Origin of the sequence: Sandaracinus amylolyticus (genome assembly GCF_021631985.1) — a bacterium.
GTDB classification, from domain to species: domain Bacteria; phylum Myxococcota_A; class Polyangia; order Polyangiales; family Sandaracinaceae; genus Sandaracinus; species Sandaracinus amylolyticus_A.
Genome location: NZ_CP070225.1, coordinates 5,529,490 through 5,542,954 on the forward strand (window position 1 = coordinate 5,529,490; position 13,465 = coordinate 5,542,954).

The 13,465-nt window shown below is 71.5% G+C and carries 14 protein-coding genes; 2 read left to right on the forward strand and 12 right to left on the reverse strand.

All coding sequences use genetic code 11. The features are described 5' to 3' along the window. Positions 1–75: 75 nt before the first annotated feature. Genes I5071_RS23335 through I5071_RS23345 form a run of 3 tightly spaced genes read right to left on the reverse strand, consistent with a single transcriptional unit; the run spans position 76 to position 2,833 of the window. Positions 76–1,425 (reverse strand): DUF7305 domain-containing protein, encoded by a 1,350-nt coding sequence (locus I5071_RS23335; protein WP_236514772.1) that lies wholly within the window; start codon positions 1,423–1,425, stop codon positions 76–78. Continuing rightward, positions 1,422–2,267: a tetratricopeptide repeat protein gene (locus I5071_RS23340; RefSeq protein WP_236514774.1), complete on the reverse strand. Its 846-nt coding sequence runs from the start codon at positions 2,265–2,267 to the stop codon at positions 1,422–1,424. The genes I5071_RS23335 and I5071_RS23340 overlap by 4 nt, the downstream gene beginning before the upstream one ends. Next, the gene (locus I5071_RS23345; RefSeq protein ID WP_236514777.1) at positions 2,264–2,833 is read right to left on the reverse strand and encodes an RNA polymerase sigma factor; all 570 of its coding nucleotides are present in this window, start codon (positions 2,831–2,833) and stop codon (positions 2,264–2,266) included. The genes I5071_RS23340 and I5071_RS23345 overlap by 4 nt, the downstream gene beginning before the upstream one ends. Positions 2,834–2,935: 102 nt before the next feature. Between I5071_RS23345 and I5071_RS23350 the strand changes: the two genes are divergently transcribed. After that, positions 2,936–3,946, forward strand: a complete 1,011-nt coding sequence (locus I5071_RS23350; RefSeq protein WP_236514779.1) for a hypothetical protein — start codon at positions 2,936–2,938, stop codon at positions 3,944–3,946. A 72-nt stretch (positions 3,947–4,018) separates the two neighbouring features. Here I5071_RS23350 and I5071_RS23355 read toward each other — a convergent pair whose 3' ends face one another. The 3 genes from I5071_RS23355 to I5071_RS23365 are packed head-to-tail and all read right to left on the reverse strand — an operon-like array spanning position 4,019 to position 5,174. Further along, complete coding sequence (locus I5071_RS23355) at positions 4,019–4,264, reverse strand: hypothetical protein (RefSeq protein WP_236514781.1); 246 nt, start codon at positions 4,262–4,264, stop codon at positions 4,019–4,021. A 41-nt stretch (positions 4,265–4,305) separates the two neighbouring features. Continuing rightward, a complete protein-coding gene (locus I5071_RS23360) occupies positions 4,306–4,956 on the reverse strand; it encodes a biliverdin-producing heme oxygenase (protein ID WP_236514783.1) in 651 nt (216 codons plus the stop codon). After that, entirely contained in the window at positions 4,953–5,174 is a 222-nt protein-coding gene (locus tag I5071_RS23365) for a hypothetical protein (protein WP_236514787.1), read from the reverse strand. Before I5071_RS23365 ends, I5071_RS23360 begins: the two co-directional genes overlap by 4 nt. A gap of 195 nt (positions 5,175–5,369) precedes the next feature. Between I5071_RS23365 and I5071_RS23370 the strand changes: the two genes are divergently transcribed. After that, positions 5,370–5,801, forward strand: coding sequence for a GFA family protein (locus tag I5071_RS23370; RefSeq protein ID WP_236514789.1), 432 nt, complete (start codon positions 5,370–5,372; stop codon positions 5,799–5,801). A gap of 3 nt (positions 5,802–5,804) precedes the next feature. On the opposite strand, the gene I5071_RS23375 is transcribed toward I5071_RS23370, so the two are convergent. The 6 genes from I5071_RS23375 to I5071_RS23400 all read right to left on the reverse strand — a co-directional run bounded on the left by I5071_RS23375 (position 5,805) and on the right by I5071_RS23400 (position 13,437). Then, entirely contained in the window at positions 5,805–6,503 is a 699-nt protein-coding gene (locus I5071_RS23375; RefSeq protein ID WP_236514791.1) for a hypothetical protein, read from the reverse strand. 404 nt (positions 6,504–6,907) lie between these two features. After that, complete coding sequence (gene rodA, locus I5071_RS23380; RefSeq protein ID WP_236514793.1) at positions 6,908–8,026, reverse strand: rod shape-determining protein RodA; 1,119 nt, start codon at positions 8,024–8,026, stop codon at positions 6,908–6,910. A 3-nt stretch (positions 8,027–8,029) separates the two neighbouring features. Then, positions 8,030–9,919, reverse strand: a complete 1,890-nt coding sequence (gene mrdA / locus I5071_RS23385) for a penicillin-binding protein 2 (RefSeq protein WP_236514803.1) — start codon at positions 9,917–9,919, stop codon at positions 8,030–8,032. Next, on the reverse strand, positions 9,916–10,539 hold the full coding sequence (gene mreD, locus I5071_RS23390) for a rod shape-determining protein MreD (protein ID WP_236514804.1): 624 nt from the start codon (positions 10,537–10,539) through the stop codon (positions 9,916–9,918). Before mreD ends, mrdA begins: the two co-directional genes overlap by 4 nt. A 12-nt stretch (positions 10,540–10,551) precedes the next feature. Then, on the reverse strand, positions 10,552–11,451 hold the full coding sequence (gene mreC / locus I5071_RS23395; RefSeq protein WP_236514805.1) for a rod shape-determining protein MreC: 900 nt from the start codon (positions 11,449–11,451) through the stop codon (positions 10,552–10,554). A 129-nt stretch (positions 11,452–11,580) separates the two neighbouring features. Continuing rightward, entirely contained in the window at positions 11,581–13,437 is a 1,857-nt protein-coding gene (locus I5071_RS23400; protein ID WP_236514806.1) for an IgGFc-binding protein, read from the reverse strand. Positions 13,438–13,465: the final 28 nt, after the last annotated feature.

Genomic DNA, 13,465 nt, shown 5'->3' on the forward strand with positions numbered 1-13,465 from the left:
TCGGCACTGACGAACGTGTGAGCACACCCACCGTCGAGGGACGGAGAGCGCCATCGCCGGTCGTGCTCCGCGCGCCTAGAACGGCTCGGGCACGCAGGTGCCCGAGGCGCAGAGCAGCGGTGCGCAGCAGTCGGTGTCGACGACGCACGCGCCGCACGTGCCTCCGACGCACGCCTGGTTGCGGCAGTCGAGACAGCTCGTGCACTCGGGGCGCGTCGGCGGAGGACAGGGATCGGCGGCGCGCAGCACGCTCGTGTCGTAGTGGAGCGTGACCGGGCCCGACGCCGACACCCGACGCACGAACGCGCTGCCGTACACCTCGAGCTCGCCCGCCGCGACGAGCTCGGCGCGCGGCGCGTAGAGGTTGCCGCCGAAGAAGCCGTTGTCGGAGAGGCTCACGTTGCCCGCGCCGCCCACGTAGAGGCGCGCCTGCGCCGGACGCAGCGCGTCCCCGATGCGCAGCACGCGCATCGCGCCCACGTCGCCCGCGACGAACATGTCGATCTCCGCGCCCGGGCCCTCGAGGCGGACCGTGAACTCCCCGTTGAACGAGAGATCGCCCGCGATGAAGAGCGCGGTGCGCCCGGTGACGACGAGCGTGAGATCGCCCTCCCCCGCGACGCGCTCGAGGTAGAGGCGACCGCACGGGAGCGTGAGCGTCGCGTCGCCGGTGTAGCCGTCGAGCTCGCGCGGGTTGAAGCCCACGAGCGCGTCGTCGTTGTCGGTCGCGTGCGCCGCGACGAGCGCCGCGACGTCGAGCAGATCGTCGGGGTCGCAGGAGCAGGGCGGCGGCGTCGCGACCGGGACGCGTCGCTCCATGCCGAGCGTCGGCGGGAACGTCGTCTCGAGCGGTGCGCCCTCGGGCATGGTGAGCGTGCCGCCGACGCGCAGCGTGCGCGCGCGGAGCGACACGTCGACGTACGCGTCGCGCCCGACGTCGAGCCCGTTGTCGCACGTGACCGCCGCGCCCGAGCGCAGGTCCGAGCCGATCGTGAGATCGGTGCTCGAGTGCACGCCGCCGAGCGTCCACAGCGCGCCCGAGACGTCGGCGCCCGCGTTGAACTCGATGCGCCCGTTGCTGCCGACCGATCCCGCGCGGCCCGCGCGATCCGAGGAGTACGGGCCGTCGGCGCTCGCGAACGAGTCGGTCGTGATCGGCGCCGCCGAGACCCAGCCCTCGCACGTGCAGAGCGCGAAGCGGAACGTCGCCTCGGCGAGCCCACCGCTGCAGAGCGGCAGGCCGCGATCCGACACCAGCACCGGCGGCCCCTCGCCCTCGCAGTAGCTCGGCAGCCTCGCGTCGACGGGCGCATCGCGGGGCACGTTCGCGTCGAGGCCGCGCTGGTGCGCGACGATGTCGTCGACGGTGCACGCGCCGAGGAGCAGCGCGGCACCGAGAACAGCGAGGCAGGCGCGCGGGGTCACTCCCCCGAGGATTCCAGCTCGGCGAGCCTCGCGCGAGCCCTCGTCGCTGCAGGCGTGGTCGGATGGGCCGAGATCAGCGCGCGCAGGGTGTCGCGCTCGCCACGCTGATCGCCGAGACGGCGCAGCGCGCGGGCGATGCCCTCACGGGCCTCGGCGTCGAGCGGACCACCGGGACGGGCCGCGAGCGCACGACGGTAGAGGCGCAGCGCGCCGCGGGGATCGCGCAGGTGCGCGAGGCGCACGTCGCCCGCCGCGACCTGCGCGACGTACGCCGAGAACGAGTCGGGGTGCTCGCGCGGGACGCGCGCGTAGGTCGCCTCGGCCTCGCGCCAGCGCCCGGCGCTGCGCAGCGCGTTCGCCTCGGCGAGCAGATCGTCGGGGGTGCGCGGCGCAGGACGACGCCGCGAGGGCGCGTCGGCGCGCTCGTTCTCCTCGGGCTCCTCGACGACCGGCGGGGCCTCGATGGCGGGCTCCTCGGCCGGCTCGGGCGTGGGCTCCTCGATCGCCGGAGCGACCTCGTCGCGCGGCGACTCCTGCGGGAGCACCATCACGGGCTCCTCGCTGCCCTCGGGCTCGCGGGTCAGCACGATCGTCATCGCCGCGACCGAGCCCACCGCGATCAGCGCGGAGATCGCCGCGACCAGGTACGCGAGCCGCACCGGCGCCGCGCTGCGCACCGGCGAGGGCGCGTGGATCGCGGGCGTGCCCTGCCACGCGTCGAGCGCGCCTGCGATCAGCGCCGCGCTCTGCGCGGGCGTGATGCGCCGCGCCGGGCCGGCCTCGTCGTCGAGCACCAGGCCGAGCTGTGCTGCGAGGGCGTCGTCGAATTCGTCGTGGCTCATGATGCTTCTCCCCCCACGCCCATCCCCTCACGGAGCTTCTTCATGCCGAGCCGCAGTCGGCTGCGCGCCGTCTCGAAGGGCACCCCGAGCGTCTCTGCGAGCTCGGGGGCACTGAGACCGACGACGTGATGCAGGACCACGGCTTCGCGCTGTTCGTCGGGCAGCGCGTCGAGCAGGCGCGCGACATCGCGGCGCTGCACGTAGGTGTCGGGCGGCGCGTCGGGATCGCGCACCGCACGGAGATCGGGAGCGTGGCGCTCGCGCGCGCCGGCCTCGGCGCGGCGGCGACGCAGGTGCGCCATCGTGGTGCGCACCGTGATGCGATCGGCCCACGCGCGGAGCGAGCCCTCGCCGCGGTAGCCGTGCAGCGCGTGCAGGATCGCGATCAGCGACTGCTGCGCCATGTCGTCGACGTCGGCGTCCCCGCGCACGAGGTAACGCACCAGGTTGCGGACGCGCGGGAGGAGCTCGGAGAGGAGCTCCTGCGCCGCGCGGCGATCGCCGGACGCGGCGGCCGCGATCCGCGGATCGGGCGCTTCGGACTGCTCGGGGATGCGCTCCGCCACGCTCACGAGGGTACAGTGGCGGGCGTGGTTTCGATCGGGTCACGGCAGTCCCGCAGGCGCTCGGATCGTTCCTTCGGCCGCGAAGCTCGTGTTCTCGCTGGGTTGGCGATCGTGGCCCTCGCGGTCGTCACGATGGCCGGACCGGCGGACGCGCAGGAGGTGCGGCGCGCGGTGCTCCTCGGGCACATCGAGCCACGGCTCCTCGGACGGGTGCGCGGGCAGACCGGCGATCTGCCCTGGACGATCGATCGCGTGGAGAACGGCGCGGGTGATTTCGAGCGCGCGCTGGCGATCGGACGCGCGCGGCGCGCCCAGGTCGTCGTGTGGTTCACGCGCGAGGGCAACGCGATCGTGGTGAGCGTCGCGGAGGTCGACGAGCGCCGGCTCTTCGCGCGCAGCATCCAGGCGCCGACCGGCGAGGCGTCGGCGGCGCTCGAGGCGGCAGCGCTGGTGGTGCGGGGCGCGCTCTCGGATCTCGCGCAAGGCGGTCACGTCGGCATCGTGATGCCCGCGCCTCCGCCGGTGGTGGTGGAGCCGGAGCCGGAGGTGCCGGTGGTGCCGCCACCGCGCGAAGAGCCCGACGCGCGGCTGCTGGTCTCGCTCGGCGCGGCGATCGCGATCGACGGCGAGGCGCCGCGCGCGCACATCGGCCCGGCGGCGCGCATCGCGGTCGACGTCGGCATCGTGGAGCTCGCGGTCGAAGGGCGCAGCGGCGTGCAGGAGGACCTCGATCGGGACGCGCTGACGGTGCTGGTCACGCGCTTCGCGGCGCGCGCGGGCGCGGCGATCGAGCTGATCGACGACGGCGAGTGGCGCGCGACGATCGGCGCCGGGATCGGCATCGCGGGGCACCTGCGCTCGACCGACGTGCGCGACGACTCGCTCGAGCCCACGAGCCCGTCGACGGTCGCGACGTTCCTCGCGACCGGTGAGGTGCGCGGACAGTGGTTCCCGGGCGCGGGGCCGGTGGGGCTCGATCTCGCGATCGGCGCGGACGTGCTCGCGATCGCGCCGCGCTTCGTGGTGCAGCTCGCCGACGGGCTCGAGGTGCTGCACGCGCCGTGGTCGGTGCAGCCCACGGTCTCGCTCGGGCTCGTGATCCGCGCGCCCTAGTGCTGCTGCCCGGAACGAACGGCCGGGCGGCAGTACGAGGAGAAACCCGGAACGAAGTTCCGGGCAGAGGTGCTAGCGGCGGCGATCGGCGCGGAGCTCGGCGATCGCGAGGCGCAGCACGGTGCGCTCGCTCGCGTCGGGATGGCGGCGGCGCATGCGATCGACGAGGCGCTCGGCGACCTCGGCGTCGTGGGTCATGCGGCGGAGCTGATCGCGCAGCTCGACGACGCTCCGCGCGCGGGGACGCGGCGGGCGGGCGAGCACGTAGAGCACCGCGCACGCGACGACGGCGAGCGCGACGGCGACGAGGAGCTGCACGTCGCCACCCTACGCGACTCCGGCGCCGACCCTTCCGCGGCTCACGAACGTCGCGTCGGGACCAGCGCCCTCGGCGGCGGCCTGGTGTGCTCGAGGTCGTCGAAGAGCGCGTCCACGAGCTCCCGATGCAGCAGGAACGCGCGGCGCGCCTCCTCGACGACGACGTCGTGGTGCGTGCGCGGGACCGCATCGAGGTACGCGCGCAGCTCGTCCTTGTAGGCCGCGCGATCCGCGATGCCGGGGAACGCGAAGTACGCGGGGTCGAGCCCGGGCGGGAGTCGGAACAGGCGAGGCGCGAGACGCCCCACGACCGCACCGCCCGAGAGGTCGGCGAAGTAGCGCACGTAGAAGTGCCCGAGCAGCGCGATCGGCTCGTCGTGCGCCACGAGCCGGACGCGCGCGGCGTAGCCGTTCGGCGCGGAGGAAGGCGGGCGGCCGAGGGCAGCGAGGTCGGCGCGGAGCGCGGCGAGCCGGTGGAGCTCTGGGCGATCGAACGCGCGCAGCAGCGGCTCGGCGCTGGTGGCGAGCGACGTCTCGAGCGCCTCGTAGACGGGCTCCATCCGCACGAGGCCGAGCGCGTACGCGTGCGCATCGAGGCGGCCGGCGAAGAACGCGCGCGCGAGGCGCGTGGCCTCCGCGAGGACGTGCTCGCGACGGGTCTCGGAGCGCAACCTCGCGGAGAGCGTCGTCACGCGGTCCCCCGGATGCCCTCGCGGTGGCCGATCCCGCGGGTCGCGAGGGCCCGACGCGCGGCGGACATCGTGTCGTGCACCGTCCGGAAGGCTCGCTCGTCGAGGCGCACCGAGACGAAGCCGACGTGGAGCGTGAGCCCGCCGCACTCGGTGCATCGCTGGACGGAGAACGCGCCCTCGGAGGCGAGCGTCTCGTAGTGGCACGGAGCGCTCGTCACGGCGCCTCCCGACGACGGAGCGAGCGATGGAGATGGGAGCGAAGCACCATCCGCTTCGTCTACCAGAGCTGATAACGATTCTCAATGTCGCACGAAGCGAACGGCCGCTCGCGACCGACCAAACCTGACAGAAGGCTGACATCGGTTGAGGTACACCTTCACTTCGTGGGCGACGGCGCCTGCGGAGGAGACCCGATGACGGACGTGCAGAAGGCGGCAGGGACCAAGAGCTACGTGGGCGGATGTCACTGCGGCGCGGTGCGCTTCGAGGTGGCGCTCGACCTGAGCCAACCGCTCAGCCGCTGCAACTGCTCGATCTGCGCGAAAGTCGCGCAGACCGGGACGAACGTGAAGCCCGCCGCGTTCCGCCTGACGAGCGGCTCGGGCGCGCTGAGCGAGTACCGCTGGGGCGAGGTCGGCGCGCGCTACTTCTGCAAGCTGTGCGGCATCCACGTCTACGGCGCGGGCCACCTCGAGTACCTCGGCGGCGACTTCGTGTCGGTGAACTGCAACACGCTCGACGACGTCGACCCGAACCACGACGTGAAGGTGATCTACTTCGACGGCCGCCACGACAACTGGATGGCGGGCCCGCGCGAGACGCCGTGGCCGATCCACACGCGCTGAGCGTCAGAGGCAGTGGATGACGAAGCGGTGCGACGAGCACGCGGTGTCGATGTCCGCGTGCTCGTCGTGCGCATTCGGCCCGAGGCAGTGCCCGATGGGCTCGTTCCACGTCGCCCCCGGCGCGAGCTCGGTGTAGCCGCCGCCATACGAGAGCCAGACGTCGATCGCGTAGTCGCGCGAGCGATTGCGCCAGCAGAAGTACGCAGTCTGCCCGGCAGGAATCGTGATCTCGCGCGGCGAGACCGACATCACGCAGGTATTCGAGACGTCGATGTCGACGCAATACCGCATCTCGGCGGGAGTGCCGGAATCGGGAGGGCCCGAGTCGACGATTGCGCCTGCGTCGACGATCGCCGCACCGGAGTCGGCGGCGCCACCAGAGTCGGTCGCAGCACCGGAGTCGACTGCGACGCTCGAGTCGATGAGCGCGCCACCATCGAGGACGACGCCCGAGTCGAACGCGCCAGCATCGAGCGCTCCGGAGTCCGTCGCTGCGTCCACGCTCGCGTCACCCGACCAGACGCCCCCGTCGCGCGGTGGGTCGCAGAGCCACTCCATCTCGCGCTCTCCGTCCCAGCACACATAGCGATCGACCATGAGCTCGCCGCGCAAGCAGCGTCGTCCGAGCTCCGCGCAGTCCGCTTCGCGCTCGTTGCACGCGCCGACCACGAGCAGCGCGAAGATCGCGACCACGTCGCGCATCGGGTTTCTGCGAACCGGCACGGTCATAGGCGGCGCCGACACGAGTATCACGCCACTCGGGGCGAGTGCGAAGCAGAGCCCGACCGATCGGGGCGAGTGCGCAGCAGAGCCCGAACCGCGAGCGCCTGGGCCGCGGCGAAGCGCGGACCAGCCGCGAGCCACTCCACCCTCACCCCTCGAGCCGGCAGAACCGCGGTACCGGGCGTGGGGTGGTGGGTCCGACGCCCTCGTGCGACGGGGGCTCGCAGACGTCGACCACAGACTGATCGCAGCATCGAGGCAGAGCGCGAAGCGCGCGCCGCGATGCGCCCACCGCTGCCCAACGCTCTCACCCTCTCGTCCAGCAGCCCGCGAGCACCCAGGGTGGCGGACCCACCACCCCGCGCCTCTCGCCGAAGCGCTGCCTAGAAGCTGAACCGCCGGATCGACACGTTCATCAGCAGCCCGATCCCCACCATGCTGACGAGCACGCTCGACCCGCCATAGGAGAACAGCGGCAGCGTGATCCCGACCACCGGCAAGAGCCCGCACACCATCCCGAGGTTGATCACGGTGTGCCAGAAGAAGAACGCGCTGACGCCGACCGCGATGACCGCGCCGAAGCGATCCTTCGCGGTGCTCGCGACCTTCAGGCCCCAGAGGATCAGGAACACGTAGAGACCGAAGAGCAGCATCACGCCGAGGAAGCCGTGCTCCTCGGCCCACACCGAGAACGGGAAGTCGGAGTGCTGATCGGGCAGGAAGTGGTGCTGGTTCTGGGTGCCCTGCATGAAGCCCTTGCCCCAGAAGCCACCGCTGCCGATCGCGACCATCGACTGATAGGTGTGCCAGCCGTCGCCCAGGATGTCGGGGTTCTCTCCGAACATCATGTCGAAGTACGAGAGGAAGCGACCGCGCTGGTACTCCTCGAGGCCCACGAGCCAGATGACCGGCGCGCTCAGCACGAACGCCATCACGAGCGTGAAGAGCGAACGCAGCTTCAGGTTCGTGAGCATCATGATGCTCGTGAAGATGAACGCGCACATGAGCGCGGTGCCGAGATCGGGCTGACGCAGGATCAGCAGCATCGGCACCCCGAGGATGATCCCGGGGATCACGAGATCCTTGAGCGTGCGTCCTTCGGTCTTCGGATCGTTGTGCAGGTACTTCGCGAGCGCGACGATGAGGAACATCTTCATCAGCTCGCTCGGCTGGAGCGAGAACGCGCCGATGCGGATCCATCGTTGCGAGCCGCGCACCTCTGGCGCGAGCAGGAAGACGAGGATCAGCAGCACGATCCCCGCGCCGTACGCGAACCATGCGAAGCGCTCGAAGTGCCGGTAGTCGATCGCGACGATCAGCACCGCCACGCCGGCGCCCAGCGTGAGCCAGTAGATCTGCTGGATGTAGAGCTCGGAGAGCGCCGCGCGCGCCGCGCTGGTCGCGGAGTAGAGGTTCGTGACGCCGATCACCGACAACGCGGCGACCGCCACGAAGAGCGGCCAGTCGAACTGATCGCGAAACCCCTTACCCAGCGTCGCCATGAATCAACGTGCTCCGACCGCGGGCACGCCCACGCTCGCGGTGACGGTCTGCTCTCGACCGCCGAGGTACTCCTGGAGGATGCGGATCGCGATCGGCGCGGCCTGTCGACCGCCCGCGCCGCCGTGCTCGACGAGCACCACGATCGCGACCTCCGGGTGATCCGCCGGCGCGAACCCCGCGAACCACGCGTGCGGTCGGTTGAGGTACCACGCGCGATCGGGATCGATGTCGTGGCGCGCCCGCTCGCTGACCTGCGCGGTGCCGGTCTTGCCCGCGACGATCACACCGCCGTCGATGCGCGCGTCGTACGCGGTGCCGCCCTGATCGTTGACCGCGCCGTAGAGCGAGTCGACGACGTACTCGAGGTGATCGCGATCGACGTGCACGCGACGGCGCACGCGCGGCTGGAACTCCTCGACGATCGATCCGTCCGGTGAGCTCACGGTCTCGACGAGCTGCGGCACGTAGAGCGTGCCGCCGTTCGCGATCGCCGCGTACGACATCGCGAGCTGCAGCAGCGTCACGCGGGTGTCGCCCTGACCGATCGCGGTGTTCAGCGCGTAGCCGGCGCGCCAGTGCTGATCGCCGCGCTCGTACCACTCGCGCGTCGGGATGAAGCCCGACGCCTCGGTGTTGATGCCGACGCCGCTGCGGCGACCGAGCCCGAAGTCCTGCGCGACCCGCGCGAGGCGATCGAGGCCGACCTGCTGCGCGAGCACGTAGAAGTAGACGTTGCACGAGTGGACCATCGCCTCGCGCATGTCCATCTCGCCGTGCTGCGCGGTGCAGCGGAAGCGCGTGCGGCCGAGGGTGTACGCGCCGAAGCACTCGACACGCGCGGCGGGATCGACGAGCTGATCCTGGAGCGCGGCGATCGCGGTGATCGGCTTGAACGTCGAGCCCGGGAAGTAGCTCTCGTAGATCGTGCGATCGATGAGCGGGCGGAACGATCGCGGGTCGCGCATCTCGGCGTAGCGATCGCGGCTCATGCCGCTCGTGAGCTCGTTGAGGTCGTAGCTCGGCTTGCTGAAGAGCGCGCGCACGGCGCCGGTGTTCACGTCGACGACGACGACGGCACCGCTCGGATGGCCACGGAACGCGCGCTCCGCGATGCGCATCAGATCCATGTCGAGCGTGAGCGTCATGTCGCGCCCGGGCACCGGATCCACGCGCGTCGGGCGTCCGTCCTCGATGGCGACGCCCTCCATGATGCGACCGCGCGCATCGACGGGGACGCGGCGATAGCCGCGACGGCCGCGCAGGAAGCTCTCCCACGCGCGCTCGACGCCGCTTCGTCCGATGCGATCGCCGAGGCGATATCCGGCGGGGCGCAGCTCGTCGAGCTCCTCGGCGGTGAGCTCGTTGAGATAGCCGATCGCGTGCGCGCCGAGGTGCTCGTAGGGGTACGTGCGGAGCGGCGAGACCACGACGTCGATCGCGGGGAGATCGAGCTCGTGGGTCTCGAGCGACGCGAGCTGATCGCGGCGCACGTCGGTGAAGAAGCGGATCTGGTGCGCGAGCCGGTGCTCGGGGACGTTCGCGAGGCGGCGCTCGAACTCGGCGCGCTCCTCCGCGGTGAGCCCCATGAGCTCGACGATGCGCTCGACGTCGCCCTCGCGGAGCAGTCGCGGCGTGACGTAGACGTCGTACGCCGGGCGGTTGGTGACGACGATGCGCCCGGTGCGATCGCGGATCACGCCGCGCGTGGCGGGCAGCGTGAGCGTCTTGGTGATGTTCTCGCGCGCGATCGCGCCGTAGTGATCGTGCTCGACGACCTGCAGCTGGAACGCGCGGCCGAGCAGGAACGTGAACGCGCAGATGACGAAGAGCGCCATCCACTTGTAGCGCTTGCGGAACTCGCCGACCTCGCGACGTACGCTGAGGAGGTTCATTCGGCGGGCGCTCCTTCTGCGGCGTCGCGGCGGCGGGTCTCGAGCGCGTCGAGGCGGCGCATCGTCGCGAAGATCGCGGGCGCGACCACCGCGGTCGCGAGCGCCGATCCGAGCATCGTCGTGACCGTGCCGACGACACTGCCGACGCGCGGCGCGTCGTCGCCGGCGCGCGACGTGAAGAGCGCGACGAGATCACCGGCGAGGCCGCTCGCGGGCATCTCGAGCGGGAACGGATCGGGCGGAGAGAAAATGGCACGCAGTGCCAGGATCGTTCCGCCCGCGAGGATCGACGCGACGAACACCAGCGCGATCTGGAAGAGCGAGCCGCGCAGGAAGAGCCGGATGCCGGCGCCGCGCGCGACCATGAACGTCGCGACGAGGACGAACGTCGAGAGCCCGAGCGGCGAGCCGCAGAACGCGTCGAGCAGGTAGCCGAGGATGAACGAGAGCGCGGCGCCGCGGAGCAGACCGACGTCGGGCTGTACGCCGAGGAAGATCACCATCGGCAGCACGAGGTTCGGCGTGAACGGATGCAGCGACACGCGCGCCGCGAGCGAGGCCTGCAGCACGAGCAGGAGGAACCCGAACGCGAGGATCGCTCCGTTGGCGAAGAAGCGCATCGCCTCGTGTCCTCAGAGCTCCGCCGAGCGGGCGCGCGCATCGCCCTCGTCCTCGCCCTGCGCGGGCGCGAGGCTCTGCTCGCGCGAGCCCTCGGTCAGCACGAGCACTTCCTCGAGGCTCGAGAAGTCGACGGCCGGCGTGACCTCGACCTCCTGCCAGAGCCCGAACTCCTGGCGCACGATGCGCGTCACGCGACCGACGAGGATCGACGCCGGGAAGCGCTGACCGAGGCCGCTCGTGTGCACGAGATCGCCGACGCGCACCGCGTCCTCGCGGCCGAGGTACTGGATGCGCGCCATGTAGCGCTCGCTCTCGCCGGTGCCGCGGAGCATGCCGCGCGCGCCGGTGCGCTGGACCGTCACGTCGACCGCGCTCGTGCGATCGACGACGAGCAGCACGTCGCAGTAGCGACCGAACGTGCGGCGCACCTGGCCCACGAGGCCCTGCGCGGCGACGACTGGCATGCCGGGCCGCACGTGATCCCGCTCGCCGCGATCGATCTCGATGCGCGTGACGCGGAAGAAGGGCGAGACGTCCTTGCCGATCACCTGCGCGGCGAGCACCTCGCCGCCGAGGCGCTCGCGCAGCTGGAGCAGCGAGCGGAGGCGACGGTTCTCGATGCCCTGCGACGCGAGGCGATGTCGCTCTTCCTCGAGGCGCGCGACCTGGGCGCGGAGGCGGTCGTTCTCCTCGCGGACCTCGACGAGATAGACGTAGTCCTCGAAGACCTCGGAGGTCCATCGGGCGGCGGTCGCCGCGACCGACTGGAAGTTCGAAGTGAGCCCGAGGATCCACTCGTCGACGGAATTGATGCGCGCGGGATCGCGCAGGTGCGCGCTGAGGACGAAGAACGGGAGCGCCAGCAGCACGAAGCTGATGATCCCGTCGCGCACGCGCTTGATCTGGTTCACGGCACCGTCTCGCCAGGGCCTGCCCCCGAGCGGGGCCGGAGCGACCGGACGGTGTAACCGACGGGCGGGGGGGGCGCCAATCCCGCAGGACGAGGCGCCAAGAGGGTCGCCGTGCGTGCCGTCACGCGATCAGATGGGAATCACGCGGAGATCGAGGCCCGCGGGGTAGGCGTAGGAGGTGTAGAGGCCCAGACCGTACGCCATCACGCCCACCGGCGTGGCCGCGCGCACCTCGTGCGTGCCGCCGGACACCGGCACGGTCGCGATCTCGCGATCACCGACGGTCGTCCACGTCGCTTCGATGGTGCGGCCGTCGAGCGTGATCGGCTCGTCGGGCTCGCGCGAGATCACGAGATACGACTGGCCGTTCACGACCGGCGTGTACGACGACGGCGTGATGAAGACGTAGTCGCGCCGGAACTGCTCGGTCGGCACGAGGTGCGTCATCGACGGGTCGCCGCGCTCGAGCGGCGGGTCGGTGATGTTCTGGCCGACCGAGAGCTGCACGACCTGGATCGGACGGCTCGCGGTGATCGACACCGGGTGATCGAACGTCACCTCGATCCACTCGCCGGCGTCGAGCGACGCATCGTCGAGGTGCACGTCGGGCGTGATCGCCACGTCGGTGCCGTCGTGCGCGGCGATGATGCGCAGCGTGTTCGGCACGTCGGTGTCGGGATCGCGCATCGGCATCGTCTGGTAGCTGCGGCCCCAGGTCTCGACCGGCGCGAGCGTCGTCTCGAGGTGATCGCAGGCGCCGACGTCGTACGGCACGTACGCGCAGACGTGGCCGCCGAAGACCGAGATCGGGCGATCGCTCGTCACGCGCGAGCCGGTGAGGTCGTACTCGTCCTCGCGGCACGCGCCCGCGACGATCTCGGGCTCGGGGCTGTAGTCGTGGAACACCGGGCGCTCGGGGCCGCACTCGGGCGGCACCGCGGCCGCGACCTGCGCGACCTCGCCGCGCGCGAGCGTGAAGCGGATCGTCCCGCCGCGCGCGGTGGCGGGCCAGCGACCGCCGGAGTCGGCGGCGACGTGCGCACCGACGACGATCTCGACGTTCGTCGGCTCGCTCGAGGTGCCGACGATCGCGACGTAGCCGGGGGTGCGGTAGTAGACGCGATCGCCGTCGAAGGTGGTGCCGACCGTCGAGATCGGGACGTACGACGCAGCGACGTGATCGCGGCCGAGCACGTGCGAGGGCAGCAGCAGCGACGCGTCGTTGCTGAAGGAGTTGCGAGCCAGCCGCGAGTAGTGGAACGGGTTGAACTGCGAGACGATCACCGGGCGCGACGAGATCAGCCGGTACGCGCCGTCGGCGGTGGTCACGCTCTCCCAGTCGTTGGGATCGATCGGGAACGACACGCCGTCGACCCAGGGCAGCGGGATCTCGGTGAGGCCTCCGGGAGGAACGCGCTCGCGCGCGACGAGGCGCGGGCCGCGCGTGATCGTCACGTCGGCGGGCGCGGAGCTCGGGTTCGCGACGACCACGCGGAAGTCGAACGCGTCCCGCTCGAGCTCGGTCGTGTTCGCGAGCGGGACCGGCCAGTACTCGCAGCCGACGTTGGAGCGCACGGCCTCGGCGAGACCGCACGCGTCGTCGCAGAGACCCGAGCCGCCGCACGCGACGCCCCACTCGGAGCAGTCGCGCACCGGCAGCCATCGATGGTCTTCGTCGCAGCGGAGCGAGACGTCGCCGTCGCAGCGGAACGAGCCGGGGATGCACTCGATGCAGCCCGTCGCGGGATCGCAGCCGCCTTCGCAGAGCTCTTCGTCGGTGCGCGAGTGGCCGTCGGCGCCGCAGACGTAGTGCACGTAGCCGAAGCAGCCGGGCGCATCGGGCTCGCAGGTGAAGCCTGCGTCGATGGGCCCGGTGTCGGGCGGCGGAGCATCGGCGCCCGCGTCGCGGCTCGGGAGGAGCGGGCCGTCGTCGACGACGCACGCGGACGTGACGAGCGAGAGCAGAAGACAAGCGAGACGACGCATGGGGACCTCTCCTCGAGCTCGATCGAGA